The following is a 17,231-nucleotide window of genomic DNA, read 5'->3' on the forward strand; positions in this document are numbered from 1 at the left end:
CGACATCTCAACCCCGAACCCCCTGACCCGCCCCGGCCCCAGCCCGGGGGGGCGCTCCCGGGCGCGCCCCCGGGCGCGGCGGGGGGGGTGGGGGGCCCCCCCCCCCCCCCCCCCCCCACCCCGGTGGCCATCGATGCGCGGTGCGACGGTGGGCGGCGCGACGGCCCTGCCCTGCCGGCAGCAGGGTGGCCCAGCCCATGTCGATGCCGTAGAAGGCGCGGGAGGTGGTGCACAGCGCTGCGATCACCGTGGGCAGTGCCTCGTCCGGCAGTCCCTCGGTGACGGCGAGTTGCTGCCACAGCGGCTACGTCCCAACGTTCACCACGTTCCGCCCCTCTCCGGTTGCGACCACGTGCGACCGTCCGGTCACCGCACAGCCTGAAGGTGACGTATGCGGCGGCAGCCGCTCGGCGTTCGCGAACGGTGTCATGCGCCGTCAGATTTGCTGCCGGGCCGGGCCCGTCGTGTGGTCTGGAGGGGCAACGGGGCTGGTGGCACGATGAGATGTGGCGGAACGGGACGGGGTGTGGCGTTGCGTGGTGGCGGGTTGCCGGGTGCCGATCGGAGGCAGATCCAGACGGCGGTGCTGGGGGCGGTGGACTCCCAGGAGCCTTTGGTGCTGCCGCTGGAACCGGGCTGCGTGAACAACTCGGGCTGACCTCCAGCACACCGAAACGCCTCCACGCTGGGACGCCTCCCGGCCCCCTGGACGGCGACGCACTGGACGACGCCGTGGGTGCCTGGCTCGCCCGGCACGTCGCCGACCCGGTCTGCGACCCCGGCGACACGCTGGTCGGCCTGGCCGTCGACGGCAAGACCGTGCGTGGATCCCGTACCGACGGCACCGGCGTCCACCTGTTCGCCGCCGCGCTGCACGCCTGCCAGACCGTGGTCGCTCAGCGCCAGGTCACCGCCGAAAGCAACGAGATTCCCGCGTTCGCTCCACTGCTGGACCGGATCGACCTGCGTGGCGTTGTCGTCACCGAGAGCGCTCGCGCACTGTGTTCCTTGGTGCCCTGGAGTTCGGCTGATCTTGGAATTCGCCGCATCATGGTGCCCCGTCCGGTAGGTGCCGGGCGGGGCGGAGATTCAGCGTTCGAGGCGTTTCAGGGCGGCGCGGCTGTAGAACGCCGCGGCGAGGGCTCCTGCGAAGGCCGCCGAGGCGAGGACGAGCGCGATGATGTCGACCGTGCTCGTCCCGCTAGCAGTGCCCGTCCCCTGCTGTGCGTACTGGCCGGGTTCGGAGCCGGTGGGGCCGGTGCTGGGCGCGGCCGACTGGGATGCGGAGGCGCCGAGCGCTCTGAAGGTTCCGCACAGTGCCGGGGCGGTGGCCTCCTGGGTCTGCGTGGTGTCGTCTTCGCTGGTCCCGAGGGCGTCGTCATACCGGCCGTGGCCGTCGTAGTCGATGCCATGGACCACGAGGACCGCCTTGCCGTCCTGCAACTGCTCCACGGTGTCGCTGTCGAGCGTCACCGTTCGTGCGTAGGCGAGATTGCTTCCTGAGGGGAAGCGGTCCGAAGTGAACGCCCGGCTCGGGCTGGTATCCCCGCTCACCGTCAGCGATGACATGATCTCGCCGTAGGCGGCGGCGCCGTCGGTCGCGCTGATCGCCGTGTGCTGGTTGTGCTGCCTCGCCATCGAGGCATCGGGGCATTTGCCCTGGCCGTGGATGTGGATGTGCAAGGCGTGCCAGCTGTTCACGAGGCCGGCGGTCTCGATCGTGATCTGTGCCTGGGTCCCGCTGAGCTGCAGGTTGGCCAGGCCCGACCCGTTGACCCGGTTCGTGGGAACCGGGTCGAGGGGAGCCTGGTAGCGCTGGACGCCGCCGGGTTGGGCAACCGCGGCGGGTGCCGCGGTTGACGCCATGGTCGCCAACGCCATGACGGCGTAGAGCGCTCTTCTCACGCTGCCTCCCTGCTACGGAGCGTCGCAAATCTATTGCATAGAGTAATATTCACTATGCGGTATAACTCGACAATCTGGTGCATTTGGGAGTGATCGACCATCGTGAACGCTGAGCGCAGTGGCTTCAGCCCTGACGAGGAGGTGCTGCTGACCATGTACGCCGAGCACGGCGAACCGCTGCTGAACGAGGCCATGGATCTCACGTCGGGAGATCGGCAGCAGGCGCAGGCGCTGGTGCGGGAGGCGCTTCTGCGGGCTTGGCGCAACTTTGATTCCTTCGACCCGGAACGGGAATCCCGCCGAGAGTGGCTGCGCTCGGTCCTGCGCGGCCTGGCCGCCGAGCCTGGTTTGGCGGTGTGTCCGGAGGAGCCCGCCCATAGGCCCGCCGGAGAGGTCACCGTGGAGCACGGGCGACGCGGATCCGCCCCGGCCTGGCGGGTGGCCGAGGCCGTGCGTGCCCTCGTCCCCACCCAACGCACCGTGCTTCTGGAGACCTTCTATCGCGGCAGGGGTATGGACGAGACAGCTGAGGCGCTCGGCGTCCCCGTCGGAACGGTGAAGTCCCGTCTGTATCACGCGCTGACGCAGCTCCGCGGCGAGCTGTGCGAGCGGGGCCCCCAAGGTGGTGGCCCCGAGGTCGCGGACGGTACGGCGGCGGGGCACGCGGGGGTGGCGTCAGGCCCCGTCGCTCCTGCCCGTACCGACCGGGGCGACGAGATGCGCACGCACACCTCGGGATTCGACCCCGCCCGGCTCTCACTCGGTGCGTACGTGCTGGGCAAGCTCGCGCCGGACGAGGCACGGGTGATCGCCGCCCACCTCGCCACCTGTGCCGACTGCCGGGCGGAGCGGGACGCGCTGGCCGAGCTCGTCCCGCTGCTCGACAGCGTCAGCGAAGCCGATGTGATGCCGGGGCGCGCCTCCCCTGCCGCAGCCGGGGCGGAGAGGACGGTGGTGATCGGTCGCGACGCCGGTGGTCGGCTCACGCCCGATGAAGCCACCCAGGCCCAGCCCGGCGGAACGGCCCTCGACGAGATGCATCAGCAAGCCGGCGACCAGCCGCTCCGGGCGTGGCGGCGGCATGCCGCCGTGCTCGCTCTGGTGGTGGTCGTCGCCGCCGTCACCTGGGTGGTGGCGTCACGGTTGTCGTCGCCTGGCACCACCTCCCGGATCGGCGCGCCGGGCACCCGGACCTTCAAGGCGTCCGACCAGGCCTCGGGCGTGAGGGCCACGGTGACCACAGCCCCCACACCCTGGGGCAGTGAAGTACGACTCAACGTATCCGGGGTCCCCTCCCAGACGCACTGCACGCTGGTCGCCGTCGGCCTGGAGGGCAGCCGCGAAACCGCCGCCAGCTGGCTCGCGGGCAACGGCTCCGGCACCGTCCCGATCCCCGGCGCGATCTCGAAGAGCGTGGATGCGGTCGCCCAGTTCGAGGTCGACACGGACAGCGGGCCGCTGCTGTCGATCACGACGAGCTGACCACAGTCCGGCGCCCGTGGTGCAGGACACTCAATGGTTCACCGACCACCAGTGATACAGCGTCTGCATTTCGGAGCCGCCGACGACGCGGAGGGTGGCCTTCCCCTGGCGGTCGTCGGACCAGGCCAATGTGGGTCCGTCCCGGCCGGTGAAGCAGTACAGCGTTCCAGAGGCGACCGTGCTGCCGGTCGGCCAGCTCTGCGCAGCGGGCCCGGCGCCCGTGCAGGGCCCCTTCCCGGCTCGGGCGGTCTGCGCACCGATGACCTTGTCCAGGGTGTCGGAGCTGTCGAACCTGTAGAAGTTCGCCACGGCCGGTCTGCCACCAGGGCCGCCGTTGTCCACCCAGCAATGCACGGCAGCGCGGACCGCATGGTTGTTCTCCATGCTCTGCATCGGGCGACAGTGGTCGAAGTGCGAGGACCGCATCAGCGGCTGCTCGGCCGGACTCACCGTCTCGTTGGTGTCGTCCGCCGCCGGAAGCGACGTGGTGAAGAGCGCCGGCAACGTACCTGCCCCCGGTCCTGGCGTCTGGTTGGCAGAGGGTGCGGTGGAAGCCGTCGGCGGTGAGGGCGAGGACCGCAGGCCGAACACGAGCAGGCCGGTGCACAGCCCTGCCGCGACGGCGGCAGCGATCAGGAACGCCTTGCGCCTGAACAGTGGCTTCGGGGATACCCGGCTTTCCGTCGCTGCGCGGTGATCCGGGGCTCGCGGGTCCTGGTGGTCCGTGGCGTGATCCGCGCCCGAACCGCGCCGCCGGCTGCTGTCGCGCTTCGCGGCTGCGTTGCGCTTGTGCCCCTGGTCCGGCGTGGACTGGAGACCCGCCGTGGCGTCCAGGGCCGGCCTGCCTCCCGCGGAGGGTGTGACCTGCCGGGGCGAGGTGCGTTCCCCTGCTGGTGGCCGATGTCCGGGATCGATGTCCGCCACCCTGGCCCCGTGCCCCCCGGCGGTCGCCGCTTCCGCCACGCGCCGCAGGTGCCGTGCGAGCTCACCGGCCGTCGCGTACCGCTCCTCGGGCTGCTTCGCCATGCCCTTGGCGATGATGCCGTCCAACTCCGCCGGGAGCCAGGCGACAGCCTCCGAGGCACGAGGCGGCGGCAGCTCGAGGTGAGCATGGCACTGGGACGCGAATTCCTGCCCGGGGAACGGCGTACGGCCTGTCAGGCACTCGTAGAGCACGCAGGCGAGTGAGTAGACGTCGATACGCGAGTCCGTGCCTGTGCCCAGGAAGCGCTCCGGAGCCATGTACTCCGCGGTTCCGACTGCCTGGGTGGGCGCGGTGAGGGTGTTGCCTCTTCCGGAACGGGCGATACCGAAATCGACCAGGTAGACGAAGGGGGCACCACTGTGTCCCTTGCTGAGCAGGATGTTCGACGGCTTGACGTCCCGGTGGATCACTTCGGCCTCGTGAGCGGCGTCGAGTGCGTCTGCGACCTGCCCCAGGATGTTCGTCGCCTCCGCCAGGGGCAGCGGGCCGCGGTCGCGCAGCCTGCTGCGCAGGTCCTCACCCTCGACCAGCCGCATGTCGAGGTAGAGAAGGCCCTCGATCTCGCCGTAGTGGTGAATGGGGATGATGTGCGGTTCGTTCAGCCGTGCCACGATCCGTGACTCACGCTGGAAGCGCTGTCGGAACTCCTTGTCGAGCCGCAACCGCGGGGAAAGGATCTTGAGTGCGACCTCTCGGTCCTGGCCCAGGTCGTACGCCCGGTACACCTGCCCCATACCGCCCTCGCCGAGCACCTCACACAGCACATAGTCGCCGAGTCTGTCGAAGCCCTCGAAGCTGCAGGTACCCGAACGGCCGACGGAGGATTCCCCGACGGCCGACGAACGACGCTCGTCCGGCTCACCGTCGCGCATGATCGGAGCCTCCTAGCTCCGGTGCCGCAGGTACGGACAATTCTACGTCGGCACACCGGGCATCGTGGCTTTCCTGAGCACATGCGCGTGCAGGAACGCTCGTCAACCGCACCGTATCGCGTGGTCCCCTGCGACGGGCTGCTGCAACGCCTCCGCGAACCTGACCGCCCCGTTCGACAGCGCCCTCCAGCGCGGCCGCCGCCCGGCAGGCGGCTGTGCGCGACGGACGACGGGGAGGGAGCGGAGCCGCGCCGTGCCCGTGAAGCCGGCCACGTCGCCGTCTCCTGGATCCCTGACAGCATCGAGGTCCGGCGGCTGACTCCCACGGCGGGTGGCGGGTACCGGGTGCCCCGGGTGCGCTAACGCCGCCACTCCTCCGCGCAGGCGGGACAGTCCGGCACCGGTTCCGGCGCCGGACTGTCCATGATCGGTTAACTCGGTGTGCTGGAAGGGCGGTTGACGGCTGTTACCTCTACGTGTCCGTCAGGAGCACCAGAACAGGTTTCCGTTGCTGTAGGTGTGACCCATATTCCCGTACCGTCCGCCCTTTTCCACGACGAGGTAGATGGACGACCGGTAGTACCACCGAGTGGAATTGTCGTGCCGGCAGCTCCGGTAGACCGCCTGTACCGGCTTACGGATCTTGCATGCTTTCCAGGACCCTCCGTTGTGGGCCACTACGTGCCACTGGTGGGTGCGCCCGTTGTACTGTTCCAGGTCCACTCCCAGGTGACAGCTGTCCGGGGAACCGAAGCAGGAGGTGAGGTAGCCCTCCCCGTGGATGTCCCTGCTGCTGTGGGTCACGGTGAACGGCTTGGTGGCGTGCGCGTAGCACCCGACGTAGTACCGCAGCGAAGTCGCGCCGCTCTGCGCCGGGGCCGGCACCTGCTTGCGCACCATCGAGGAGCCCGGTGCCGGACTTCCTACGGCGCGGGTGGGCGACGCCGCGGAGGCGCCTGAAACGAGTGCCTGGGCGCCCGTCGGCACCGACAGCAACGTCAGGATTGCGGTGACGAGCGCGAACAGGGCCCACACCGTCCTGGTGTTCCGGAGTGGCTGCTGCTTTCCCATTGTCTTCCGGCCTTTCTCTGAGTCGGGGATCAGTCGAGGACAGCTGCGGGGCCTCATCCCCACCACGGGCTGCAGTAGGAGACACCGGAGTTCAGGCCGATGGGCACGCCCCTGCGGTGCAGGCAGATCCGTGCGTAGACCGTCCTGCGGTGGCGGTACGACTTGTCGATCGAGACGCTGGTCTTGGTCACCTTCGACTGGCCGCCGAAGGTTCCGTTGACCTTGAAGACGACGACGACCTCGCGGTTGGTCGGTGCCCAGTAGTGGTTCAGCGTGCCGGTCATCGTCCCGGAGTAGTAACCGCTGCCGGAGTACGTGTGCTTGATGTCGACGTATCCGTTCGCGCCGCCGCCGACCTGGGTCCACAGCCGGGTCTGGTGAACGACGAGAGGCGCTGCCGGCTCGGCGCTCGCCTGGGACGGGATGCCAGCGGCGAGACCTGCGCCCAGGGACAGTGCGGCGCCCGCAAGCCCGATCCGCTTGCACACGGTAGTGATGGCCATGCTGTGTCCTTTCGTTGTTGATGTGGCCGCCGTCGCCCACCCCCGTGAGGGCGACGGCCGGTGCCGTGCACCGGCGCCACCGCGGGGTGGCGCATCACCGAGTCCAGCGGTTCCGGAATTGAATGGGCAGACGGTTCTGTCACCCTGATCATTGGCCGCACCGCAGGTCACGGCGAGGAGTAGCGGCTTTGGCCGAAGACGGCGCTGCTCGTTTGCTCTCCTGTCACGGGCACCCGTACCTTCACGAGCCACGACGCCGCGTCCACGGGGGAGGCGGGGGCGGTGAGGGGAGTCGTCGATGGCGGGGCGTCCGGAGAGCCCGCTGGATCCGAGTGCGGGGCCGGTGGCACGGTTTGCCGCCGAGTTGCGTAAGTTGCGGGCGGAGGCCGGGAGTCCGACGTACCGGGCGATGGCGCAACGCACCGGCCAGGGGGCGAGCACGCTGTCTCAGGCGGCCGCGGGGGAGCGGTTGCCGACGCTGCCGGTGGTGCTGGCCTACGTCCAGGCCTGCGGCGGCGAGCTGGAGGAGTGGGAGGCGCGGTGGCGTCAGGCGGCCGCGGAAGCGGCGGCCGAGCCACGCACCGACGAGGAGAACGATGAGCCCCCCTACCGGGGCCTGGCCCGTTTCGAACCCGGCGACGCCGATCTGTTCTTCGGCCGCGACGAGCTTGCGGACCGTCTTCTCGAACTGACCCGTATCCGCCGCTTCACCGCCGTCTTCGGCCCCTCGGGCAGCGGCAAGTCCTCTCTGCTGCGCGCCGGCCTCATCCCCCGTCTGCGCACCCCGGGCCCGACCGGTCCGCAGCCGGCCGCGCTGCGCGTCCTCACCCCGGGCGAACATCCTCTGCGCACCCACGAGGAGCGCCTGATACCGAAGGACGCCGACGGCGACACCTGGCTGATCGTCGACCAGTTCGAAGAGCTCTACACCCTCTGTACCGACCAGGCCGAACGCAACAAGTTCATCGACGGCCTCCTCACGTCCGGCGACCCCACCAGCAGGCTGCACGTCGTCATCGCTGTCCGTGCGGACTTCCTCGGCCATTGCGCGGAACATCCTGGACTGACGGCTGCGTTGCAGGACGGCACTGTGCTGGCCGGACCGATGAGCCGCGACGAGCTTCGTGAGGCCATCGTCAAACCCGCTCAGAGTGGGGGGACGATCGTGGAGCGCGCCCTGACAACACGGATTCTCGACGAGGTCGACGGTGAACCCGGCGCGCTGCCGATGATGTCCCACGCCCTGCGGGAGACCTGGCGCCGTCGCAAGGGCCGCGCCCTCACCGTCGAGACCTACGAGGCGGCGGGCGGCCTGCACGGCGCCATCGCCCGCACCGCAGAAGACCTCTACACCGCTCTCACCGTCGCTCAGGCCGACCTTGCCCGGCGCATCTTGCTCCGCCTGATCACCCCCGGCTTCGGCACTGCCGACACCCGACGCCCCACCCCGCGCGCCGAACTCGAACTGGGCGACCCGAACGACGCCACCACCGTCCTGGAACGTCTCACCCGCGCAAGGCTGCTCACCCTCGACGACGGCGCCGTGGACCTCGCCCATGAAGCCCTCATCACCGCCTGGCCCCGCCTGCGTGGCTGGATCGACGCCGAACGCGACCGCCTGCGCTTGCACCGGCAGCTCACGGCCGCTGCCACCGGCTGGGACGATGTGGGCCGCGACTCCGGTGCCCTGTACCGCGGCACCCGCCTTGCCGCAGCAGAGGAAGCTTTCCCCGCCGCCGATCGCAGCCGCTACCTCACCGGTCTCGAGCAGGCGTTCCTGGCCGCCAGCGTCGACGCACGCCTGCGGGAACAGCGCGCAGCCGCCCGTACCACGCGGCGGCTGCAGTCGCTCATCGCAGCCCTGTCCGTCCTGGCCCTGATCGCCGTAGGAGCTGCCGTCACCGCCTTCCAGCAACGCACCACGGCCCACAGGCAACGCGACACCGCCGTATCCCGGCAGATCACCACCGAAGCCGACCAGCTGCGCGGTACGGAGGTGCCCCCGGAAAACCAGGACGTGTCGCTGGCCGCACAGCTCGACATCACCGCCTACCGCCTGCGCCGATCACCGCAGACCTACACGCGATTGATCAACGCCGCCAACACCCCGTTGTCCGGCACCGTGCATGGTGCCAGCGCCGCCGTCTACCAGGTGGGCTACAGCCCTGACGGCCAGGTCCTGGGCTCGGTGGGATCCGATGACAGGATCCGGCTGTGGGATGCTCGCGACTCCGCCCACCCACAGCGCGTGGGCCCCGCCCTGCCAGGTACGACCATGGCGTTCAGCCCCCGCGGGCACCTCCTGGCCACCGCCGCGCAGGGCGATACAAACGCCGCTTGGCTGTGGGACGTCACCGATCCCGCCCGACCCCGGCAGCTGGGCTCCCCGTTCAACACCGCCCACGGTGTCGGGACCGTGGCCCTGACGTTCAGCCCCGACGGCCAGACCCTGGCCACCGCAACCGATGAGAACAAGGTCCAGCTGTGGGACATCCGTGCACCGGCACACCCCCGGACGACGGGCCGCCCCCTGCCGGGGACCACCGTGGCGTTCAGCCCCCGCGGGCACCTCCTGGCCGCCGCGGACGACGACTACACCCTGCGGCTGTGGGACACCCGGCACCCAGACCACCCCCGACGCATCGGCCATCGGTTCAGCAGCGACGCCATGTCGATCGCCTTCAGCCCTGACGGAAGCACGCTGGCCACTGTGAGCGACACCAACACAGTCGCCCTCTGGAACGTGCGCAACCCGTCGAAAACCCTCCGGATCGACACCCCCTTGTCAGACGACGCCACCGGCATGGACGCGATGTTCAGCCCCGACGGCAACATCCTCGCTCTCGCCCAGGAGGACGCCGTCCGCCTGTGGAACATAACCAACCCCCTGGACCCGGTCCTGCTGGGCCGACCCCTCGGCCACTCGAAGCAAACGGCGTTCTCGATGGCATTCAGCCCCGACAGCCGGCATCTGGCCATGGGCAACGACGACAAGCTTCAGATCTGGACTCTGCCGTTCACCAAGCTGACTCACTTCAGCAGTTCCGAAATGGTCTTCAGCCCCGACGGCCACATGCTGGTCACGGGAGGTGAGGACGGCGTCCTCCGGCTGTGGGACATGCGCGAACCCGCCGATCCCAGACGGGTCGTCAACGCCGCCATGGTCCCGGAGGACCAGAGCGAGGCGCTGGCCTTCAGCCCGGCCGGCCCAGTACTCGCATCGGCAACGGAGGACGGCACGCTACGTCTCTGGGACGTCACCGCCCCCCTGACCCCCACCCCCCTGACCCCACCGCTGCCCGCCCCCACCGGCATCGGCGAACTCACCATCAGCTCTGACGGTCACACCCTGGTTGCCGTCATCACCGGCCACCTCACAGATGACAGTGCGGACCGGGTGCAACTGTGGGATCTGCATGACCTGGCGCACCCGCGGCGCCTCCCCGGCTTTCTCTCCGGCCTTTCGGACGGCGTCATCGACCACCTTGCATTCAGCCCTCACGGGCACACGCTGGCAGTGACCGGTGACACCGGGGCGAGCCTGTGGGACCTGGGCGACCCCGCGCACCCGCGGCGGATCAGCCGCTCCTTCCAGGGGAGCAGCCCACTCTTCAGCCCTGACGGCCGCCTCCTCGCCATGGGCAACGCCGAGGACGGCAGCCACGTCAGATTGTGGGACCTACGCGACCCCGCGCATCCCCGGGACGTCGGGGCCGCCCTCGGGACCACCGCCGTGACCGCGGCGTTCAGCCCTGACGGCCACGTACTGGCCACAGCCGCCGATGACGACACCTGGCGGCTGTGGGACATCACTGGCGACCACCTCAGGCCTCTGACCGACCCCCTGCGAGTCGCTGCCACCGGCATTCAGTCGCTGGCGTTCAGTCCCGACGGCCACACCCTGCTCACCGGCGGTCAGAGCGCAACCCTCTTCTGGGAGACCGATGCCAACCGAGCCATCCAGCGGATCTGCACCGCCGCCACGCCCCCTCTGACACGCAAGCAGTGGCGGCAGTACGTGGGCACACTGCGCTATCTACCGCCATGCCCGTGACGACACGCTGTGGATTGCGGCTGGGGGATCCGCATTTCCTCATACCGCACCGCCTCGTTGTCGGTGGGGCTGCGAGGCAGGAGAACCAGGAGAACACGGACAGCGACGACGAGCAGCTGCTGCGTGGTCGGATCTACGGAGCCGACCCCGACCACCCGGGCCCGACGCCGGGACGGAGGGATGCACGAGGACGCCTGGTGGATCTCATCGTCCGGCAGGGACAGACCGGCCCAAGCGGCGACAGCCGCAAGCAGGGCGCCGTAGACCCAAGTTTCCTCCGGCCCGCCTGTTCCGGGACGCGACGATCGCGGCGTACGGCAGAATGACACCAACCGATGTGCCGTAGCGCAGCCGTGACCGCAAGTGCCCTGTTTCACGCGGTCTTTGGGCGGGCGAGGAGAGGATGACGTGAGCGAGAACCGGAGCGCCGACGCCGGAGTACAGCGACTCGACACGGGGACGGCGCACAACGCTCGCGTGTGGAACTACTGGCAGGGCGGCAAGGACAACTACGAGGTCGACCAGCAGGTGGGCGATCACGTTGCCGGAATGATCCCCGTCATCCGTGACATCGCGCGCGCCGACCGGGAGTTCCTTGGCCGCGCCGTGCGCTGTCTGGCACAGGAGCACGGCATCCGTCAGTTCCTCGACATCGGCACCGGCCTGCCGGCCTTGGAGAACACCCACGAGATCGCCCAGCGGATCGCTCCCGAGTCGCGGGTCGTGTACGTCGACAATGACCCCATCGTGCTCGCGCACGCCCGCGCCCTGCTGACCAGTGCCCCGGAAGGCGCCACCGACTACATCGACGCCGATGTGCACGACCCGGACACCATTGTGCGCATCGCCGGACGGACACTCGACTTCACCAAGCCCACGGCACTCATGCTGCTCGGCATCCTCAACTTCGTCCTTGACGGTGAGGAGGCGCGGGCCATCGCACGTCGGCTCGTGGAGGCGCTGGCCCCCGGCAGCTTCCTCGTACTGACCCATCCCACCACGGAGCCCGAACTCGGCGGCGACCTCCAGCTTGAGGCGATGGAGTTCTGGAACGCCAACGCCAAACCGCCGGTCACCGCCCGCAGCAGCGAGGAGGTCGCCCAGTTCTTCGACGGGCTCACGCTCCTGGAGCCCGGGCTCGTGTCCTGCTCGCTGTGGCGGCCGGAGCCCGGCGAAGAGCCCACGGTCGTACCCCAGCTGGGAGCCGTGGCGCTGAAGCCGTGATCTCTGGCTTCACCTCGCTGCCGCGCACTCACCGGCGGGCCCGCCCCTCGTTCCTGAAGCCGACCTGGCTACTTACCGCCTTTCCCTCTTACCACCGACGGGGTCAGCGCCGCGGAGCAGCACTCCCGGCGCACCGTCGCGTACCTGTGCGCCGCGTTCGACGACCTGCCACTTACTGTGCGTCTGGCGGCGGCTGAGACGCTGGAAGCCGTCGACCAGGACCGGGGGCAGGTGGGGGCCCGCGGTCTGGGCGCTGGCCGAGTAGTCCGCGAGTGCCGTGCTGGTCACCTCTACGTCCGGGACGTGCAGACTTCCTGACCTCCCGGAGGTCGAGACTGGGCCGTTGGCGAGTTGGGCGAGAAGGACCGTGCGCCCGGCCCCTGAGGGGAAGAACGACGGCCTGATCACCTCGATTGCTTCTGGAACGGACACGCGACGCACTCCTCGTGACTCGGCCTTGCGACCGTGGAGACGCTGCGGACCCTGTTCGATGCGGCACGCACGTTCGGGACCGAGATCCATCTCGCGCCGGCGCCGGTCCCGGACCGGTGGACAGGCCCGGCCTTCACGGGCGACGCTGACATCGCCGCCCTACTTGCCGCCAAGGCGGATGAGGGCCGGCGGCTTGGCGAACTGCCCCTCACCTGAATGTGATCGTCGAGCCGTCGGACGCCAACGGGACGGCTCGCGCCTTCAATCGGTCCCACCGGGAACGCCTCCTGTTGTCAGTGGTGCCTGGCATGGTTTGGATCACGTTCGACGGACTTCATGGCATCGACTGGGCGTCGATGGCCCTTGACCGCTGACACTGCCGCAGGAGAGACATGTCCTTTCCCGAGCTTCCCCAGCCAGCGCCCGGTGAGGTGCTGTTGGTCTGTACGTGCTACGAGGACGGCAGGGCTCTGTGGGGCAGGCTCCTCGACGAGATCGGGGCCCGCCGGGAGAATGCAGGGCTCGTCGTCGAGGGCAGCGGGGTGCGGCTGCGTATGGCCGAGAACGGCGGATGGGGCCACCTGCACGGGGGAAACATCCCGGCGCTTGTTCCCGACAGCAGCCCCGTGCCGCCGGTCGTCGTCCTGGCGGACATCCCCGTGGTGTACGGCGGGGACGGGCCGCTGCTGGTGGACCTGGCGGAGATACCCGGGCGTGGCGTCCGGATCCCGTCAGCCCGGCTCGGCGAGATCCTCGCCGACCTGCTGGGCGGCGAACTCTCCTTCGACGACCTGGTGCACGACATGGACCGGTGCGGGACATACCAGGGCAGTGGCGGCCGGCCGGCTCTCCCCACGCCCACGCCACCACGCCGGTCCTTCCCGTCACTTCCATCCACCCCGGCGGCACTGCTGGTCCGCACCTGCTTCGACGACGAGGCAGGTTGGCAAGCCCTACTGGACGAACTGGGCGGGACAGACGAAGACGGCTGGGTCGGCGCGGACCTGGACCCGGACGAGATCGACGTGGAGCACTACCCGTTGACAGCGCTACTCGTCGACAACCCTGCCTTCGAAGGGCTCCAGCCGGGCCACGTCCCGGCGCTCGTCCCGCCCGAGGAGCACACCACGCTGGTCGCGCTCGCCGACGCCCGGACCTTTGCCGAGACCGGACGACCGCTGACCGTCGTCGACCTGTACGACACCCCGGGGCAACAGGCCGTCCTTCCATGCCGCGAGGTCGGATCGATGGTGTGCAACCTGGAGATCGCCAACATGGACTTCTACGAGTTCGTGGCCGAGGACCGATGCTCCCGCTGACAAGGTCCGGTTCACTCGGGAGACGAAGGCTGGCGCGCTCTGCACCCCCACCCCCGACCTCCGGGCCGGCCGCTCCGCCGTGGAGACAGTCGCACGATGACTCCCGAGCCGAACCTGCCGAAAACGGCCTCGCCGCGGCCTCAGCGGGCCGTCACGCGCCCCTGACGCGCGTGACGCAGGCAGAGGCTTCGTCGGCTTCGTGCCGTTCGCTGAACTCCCACACGGGCACCGTCTCCGCCGGGGAGGGCATCTACGTCATAGTGCCCCCCACCTCGCCAGGTCTTCCTCGCACGCAGCCCCGCCGGCCACCGCCAGGGCCACGACCCCACCACGAGGGCCTCCACCCTGAACAGCGCCTGGGTGCCCGGCGCGACAGTGCTGTACGTCGGCAAGGCAGCCGGCCGGGTTTCCGCCCCCAGAGGTCATCCGGCACCATCCCCGGAGGACCGTTCCCCCATGACTTCCCCATGACTTGTTCAGCGAGCCATCCGGAAGGGGGATATTGCTACGGCCGGGCTTTCTATCAGCCGCTGTAACTCCCGCAGCTGACGGCCTGGAAAATAGGCTGCGGTCGGCTGAACTGGGGTGATAGGCAAGCGATGTGACAGAGAGTCTTGAGTATTCCGCCCTGCTGCACCTGATCGACGAGCGGTCGGCCGCGTTCCGGAGTGCGGTTGCTGCCGCGCCCAGCCTTGACGCGCCGGTGCCGTCCTGCCCCGAGTGGCCGTTGTTCGATCTGGTGCAGCACCTGGGTACGGGCCAGCGCTGGTGGGCCTCGATCGTCGCCGCGGGCCCGGCCGGGGCTCCGCCGGCCAAGGATGCCGCAGAGGTGCCGCGCGAGCTCGAGGCGCTGCTGGCCTGGTATACCGAGTCGAACGAGCTGCTGCTGAGTGCGCTGCGCGAGGCTGGCCCGGAGCGCGAGTGCTGGGCGTGGTGGAGCGCCGGCGTGTCGCCGGCGAATGCCTGGGGCGTTGCCCGGCGCCGGGTGCACGAGGTGCTGGTGCACACCTACGACGCCCAGCTCGCCGCAGGCGCCGTGCAGCCGATGCCGGTGCACGTCGCGATCGACGGCGTGGCCGAGTTTCTCGACACCTGCAACTCCACCCCGGCGGCCTGGCCGCACGAGGCCGCCACCGTCCACTACCACGCCACCGAGGGCCGCTCCTGGCTCCTCAGGCTGGACGACACCGGCGCCTGGCCCGCACCCCTCACGGACGACGCCGCGCCCCCCTCCGCTTCGGCCACGGGCACGGCCGAGCAGCTGCTCCTCTTCGTCTGGGGCCGCCTCACGCTGAGCGACCTGAAGATCGAGGGCGACCAGCGGGTGTTCGAGCAGCTGATCGCCTGGGAGCCCGAGGAGTAGCCGGTCAATACCGCGAGCGGACGGCGTCGATGACGTCCGCGTCGGTGAACATCGCGAACAGCTCCGCCCCCGCGCGGCGGAGGGCCAGTACGGCCTCGTACAGCTCGCGCCCGAGCGCCTCCCGCAGCACTGCCGACTCAGCCAGGAAGGGGATGGTTACGACCAGGCTTTCTGGTCGGGCGTCCCCTGGTGATCGTCGGCGCCGCTCTCACCGCGCTCGACCTCACCGCGACCGCCCTGGTGGTGGGGGCGGAGCCGGGCGACAACATGCCGGCGAGCTTCAGGACGCCGATGGCCAAGTTGCGTCAGGTGGCCATGGCGCGTGGTGCGCTGCCGGTTCGCAGCGGGAGTCATCCTCGGCGAAGGTCGTGTCGCGGACGTGCCCAGACCGCTGGTGACGCCGGTGATGAACCAGGTACGGATGCTTATGAGGTCGCCTTCTCCGGTGCGTCGGTGAGCGCTTCGGTCAGCGCGGTGACCGCGGCGACGACCGCTTCGCGGTGCGCAGCGGCGCGCTGCTCTTCGGGCTCGCCCAGGGGATTGCGGATGCGTTCTGCTGTGGCGTTCCAGGCCATCGCTGCGCCCAGGGTGATCATCATCAGGTCGGTGGCCAGGTTGAGGTGGACGCCGTAGCTGGCGGCGATCTCGGTGGCCTTGGCGACGTGGGATTCGATCTCGGCTTCCGATGCTTCGGGGAACTCCAGTGCGCGCCACTGGCTGAGGCGCTGGAGGCCGGGGTCGGCGACCAGGGCGTCGAACAGGGCGCCTGCGTAGCCGGGCAGGTCGTCGGCGGTGATGGGTGCGACGTCGGCGAGAACGCGGAGGCGGTCGGCCATGACTGCGTCGAACAGGTCTTCCTTGGACCCGAAGTAGAGGTAGATCGCCTGTTTGTTCGCCGAGGCGGCCTTGGCGATGCGTTCGACGCGGGCGCCGGCGAGGCCGACCCGGACGAACTCCTCGTAGGCCGCGTCCAGGAGCCGGGCTTTGGTTGCAGCGGAGTCGTAAGCCATGACACCAGAATAAACCAACCGTTTGACTTACCAGAGGGGTCGCCGTAGCTTGAGGCCAAGCAACTAAACCAAACGGTTGGATTAGGGAGTGGTCATGGCTTCAAAGACCTGGTTCGTCACGGGTGCCTCGGCCGGTATCGGCCGCGTCGTCACCGAGCAGCTGCTGGAGCGGGGCGATCGCGTCGCGGCGACCGCCCGCCGCCCCGAGGTCCTGTCCGACCTCGCCGACCGCTTCGGTGACCAGCTGTGGACGGCTCCTTTGGACGTTACCGACACCAAGGCGCTGAACGACACCGTCGAGCGCGCGTTCGCCGGCCTGGGCCGGGTCGACGTCGTCTACTCCAACGCCGGACGCGGATCCGCCGGCGCAGCGGAGGAGATGACCGTCGCCTCGATCGACGAGCAGATCGCGCTGAATATGACGGCGCCCATCCACCTGCTGCGTGCCGTGCTCCCGCACTTCCGCGTCCAGGGCGGCGGCCGCTTCATCCAGATGTCGACCATGGGTGCGCACATCACCACACCCGGCGCGAGCATGTACCACGCCTCGAAGTGGGGTGTGGAGGGCTTCTTCGAGTCGGTGATCGCAGAGGTGGAGCCCTTCGGTGTCGGGATCACCATGGTGGAGCCCGGCATCATCCGCACCACCTTCGGTGCCAACCTCGACGTTGCGCCGGCGATGCCCGAGTACGCCGATGGCCCGGCCGGGCAGATCCGCGCGTACCTCGCCAGTGTCGACAACGTCACCGCTGAGGCGCCCGGTGACCCGCAGAAGGTCGCCGCCGCGATCATCGCCTCGGCCGACTCCACCCCCGCGCCCCGCCGGCTGGTCCTGGGAAGCGACGCCTACATCGCCATGCGCGCCGCTCTGACCGGCCGCATCGCCGAGCTGGACGCTCGCAAGCAGACCGCCGCCTCCATCGACTTCTGATCCCACCCCGCCGGGCGGAGCGTCGGTACTCCGACGCTGCCCCGCGATGCCACCAGGCGATCACGCCTGCCCATCACACG

The 17,231-nt window shown here is 69.6% G+C and carries 14 protein-coding genes; 7 read left to right on the forward strand and 7 right to left on the reverse strand.

Features of this window, described 5'->3' with window-relative positions; all coding sequences use genetic code 11:
* Window positions 1–1,089 precede the first annotated feature (1,089 nt).
* Window positions 1,090–1,905: a hypothetical protein gene (locus tag ACFY0P_RS48475; protein ID WP_388928902.1), complete on the reverse strand. Its 816-nt coding sequence runs from the start codon at window positions 1,903–1,905 to the stop codon at window positions 1,090–1,092.
* A 102-nt stretch (window positions 1,906–2,007) separates the two neighbouring features.
* Here ACFY0P_RS48475 and ACFY0P_RS48480 point away from each other — a divergent pair, with 102 nt between their 5' ends.
* Window positions 2,008–3,387 carry a sigma-70 family RNA polymerase sigma factor gene (locus ACFY0P_RS48480; protein WP_388928903.1) on the forward strand — a complete coding sequence of 460 codons (1,380 nt, stop codon included), beginning with the start codon at window positions 2,008–2,010 and terminating at the stop codon, window positions 3,385–3,387.
* Between the two features lie 30 nt (window positions 3,388–3,417).
* Here the strand turns inward: ACFY0P_RS48480 and ACFY0P_RS48485 are convergent, their stop codons facing one another.
* From ACFY0P_RS48485 to ACFY0P_RS48495, 3 genes are all read right to left on the reverse strand, one after another.
* Window positions 3,418–5,244, reverse strand: coding sequence for a serine/threonine-protein kinase (locus tag ACFY0P_RS48485; RefSeq protein ID WP_388928904.1), 1,827 nt, complete (start codon window positions 5,242–5,244; stop codon window positions 3,418–3,420).
* 483 nt (window positions 5,245–5,727) lie between these two features.
* Entirely contained in the window at window positions 5,728–6,315 is a 588-nt protein-coding gene (locus tag ACFY0P_RS48490; protein ID WP_388928905.1) for a hypothetical protein, read from the reverse strand.
* A 53-nt stretch (window positions 6,316–6,368) separates the two neighbouring features.
* Window positions 6,369–6,818, reverse strand: a complete 450-nt coding sequence (locus ACFY0P_RS48495) for a hypothetical protein (RefSeq protein WP_388928906.1) — start codon at window positions 6,816–6,818, stop codon at window positions 6,369–6,371.
* 409 nt (window positions 6,819–7,227) lie between these two features.
* Between ACFY0P_RS48495 and ACFY0P_RS48500 the strand changes: the two genes are divergently transcribed.
* Window positions 7,228–10,872, forward strand: a complete 3,645-nt coding sequence (locus ACFY0P_RS48500; RefSeq protein ID WP_388928907.1) for a hypothetical protein — start codon at window positions 7,228–7,230, stop codon at window positions 10,870–10,872.
* A gap of 408 nt (window positions 10,873–11,280) precedes the next feature.
* Window positions 11,281–12,096 carry an SAM-dependent methyltransferase gene (locus ACFY0P_RS48505; protein ID WP_388928908.1) on the forward strand — a complete coding sequence of 272 codons (816 nt, stop codon included), beginning with the start codon at window positions 11,281–11,283 and terminating at the stop codon, window positions 12,094–12,096.
* A 72-nt stretch (window positions 12,097–12,168) separates the two neighbouring features.
* On the opposite strand, the gene ACFY0P_RS48510 is transcribed toward ACFY0P_RS48505, so the two are convergent.
* Window positions 12,169–12,528, reverse strand: a complete 360-nt coding sequence (locus ACFY0P_RS48510) for a hypothetical protein (RefSeq protein ID WP_388928909.1) — start codon at window positions 12,526–12,528, stop codon at window positions 12,169–12,171.
* Between the two features lie 33 nt (window positions 12,529–12,561).
* Here ACFY0P_RS48510 and ACFY0P_RS48515 point away from each other — a divergent pair, with 33 nt between their 5' ends.
* The 3 genes from ACFY0P_RS48515 to ACFY0P_RS48525 all read left to right on the forward strand — a co-directional run bounded on the left by ACFY0P_RS48515 (window position 12,562) and on the right by ACFY0P_RS48525 (window position 15,210).
* A complete protein-coding gene (locus ACFY0P_RS48515) occupies window positions 12,562–12,744 on the forward strand; it encodes a hypothetical protein (RefSeq protein ID WP_388928910.1) in 183 nt (60 codons plus the stop codon).
* Window positions 12,745–12,920: 176 nt separating this feature from the next.
* Window positions 12,921–13,847 carry a DUF6924 domain-containing protein gene (locus ACFY0P_RS48520; protein ID WP_388928911.1) on the forward strand — a complete coding sequence of 309 codons (927 nt, stop codon included), beginning with the start codon at window positions 12,921–12,923 and terminating at the stop codon, window positions 13,845–13,847.
* Between the two features lie 601 nt (window positions 13,848–14,448).
* Complete coding sequence (locus ACFY0P_RS48525; RefSeq protein ID WP_388928912.1) at window positions 14,449–15,210, forward strand: maleylpyruvate isomerase family mycothiol-dependent enzyme; 762 nt, start codon at window positions 14,449–14,451, stop codon at window positions 15,208–15,210.
* 4 nt (window positions 15,211–15,214) lie between these two features.
* Here the strand turns inward: ACFY0P_RS48525 and ACFY0P_RS48530 are convergent, their stop codons facing one another.
* Together ACFY0P_RS48530 and ACFY0P_RS48535 are read right to left on the reverse strand one after the other, a co-directional pair.
* Complete coding sequence (locus ACFY0P_RS48530) at window positions 15,215–15,340, reverse strand: hypothetical protein (protein WP_388928913.1); 126 nt, start codon at window positions 15,338–15,340, stop codon at window positions 15,215–15,217.
* A 295-nt stretch (window positions 15,341–15,635) separates the two neighbouring features.
* Window positions 15,636–16,220: a TetR family transcriptional regulator gene (locus tag ACFY0P_RS48535; RefSeq protein WP_388928914.1), complete on the reverse strand. Its 585-nt coding sequence runs from the start codon at window positions 16,218–16,220 to the stop codon at window positions 15,636–15,638.
* A gap of 94 nt (window positions 16,221–16,314) precedes the next feature.
* Between ACFY0P_RS48535 and ACFY0P_RS48540 the strand changes: the two genes are divergently transcribed.
* Window positions 16,315–17,151 (forward strand): SDR family oxidoreductase, encoded by an 837-nt coding sequence (locus ACFY0P_RS48540; protein WP_388928915.1) that lies wholly within the window; start codon window positions 16,315–16,317, stop codon window positions 17,149–17,151.
* The last annotated feature ends 80 nt before the right edge of the window (window positions 17,152–17,231 follow it).

The sequence above is a fragment of the Streptomyces sp. NPDC001714 genome (genome assembly GCF_042892755.1).
In the GTDB taxonomy this organism is placed as follows: domain Bacteria; phylum Actinomycetota; class Actinomycetes; order Streptomycetales; family Streptomycetaceae; genus Streptomyces.

Coding starts and splice junctions, on each gene's coding strand:
- ACFY0P_RS48485 (WP_388928904.1), bottom strand. CDS start 5,244: ATGCGCGACGGTGAGCCGGACGAGCGTCGTTCGTCGGCCGTCGGGGAA.
- ACFY0P_RS48490 (WP_388928905.1), bottom strand. CDS start 6,315: ATGGGAAAGCAGCAGCCACTCCGGAACACCAGGACGGTGTGGGCCCTG.
- ACFY0P_RS48495 (WP_388928906.1), bottom strand. CDS start 6,818: ATGGCCATCACTACCGTGTGCAAGCGGATCGGGCTTGCGGGCGCCGCA.
- ACFY0P_RS48500 (WP_388928907.1), top strand. CDS start 7,228: ATGGCGCAACGCACCGGCCAGGGGGCGAGCACGCTGTCTCAGGCGGCC.
- ACFY0P_RS48520 (WP_388928911.1), top strand. CDS start 12,921: ATGTCCTTTCCCGAGCTTCCCCAGCCAGCGCCCGGTGAGGTGCTGTTG.
- ACFY0P_RS48535 (WP_388928914.1), bottom strand. CDS start 16,220: ATGGCTTACGACTCCGCTGCAACCAAAGCCCGGCTCCTGGACGCGGCC.
- ACFY0P_RS48540 (WP_388928915.1), top strand. CDS start 16,315: ATGGCTTCAAAGACCTGGTTCGTCACGGGTGCCTCGGCCGGTATCGGC.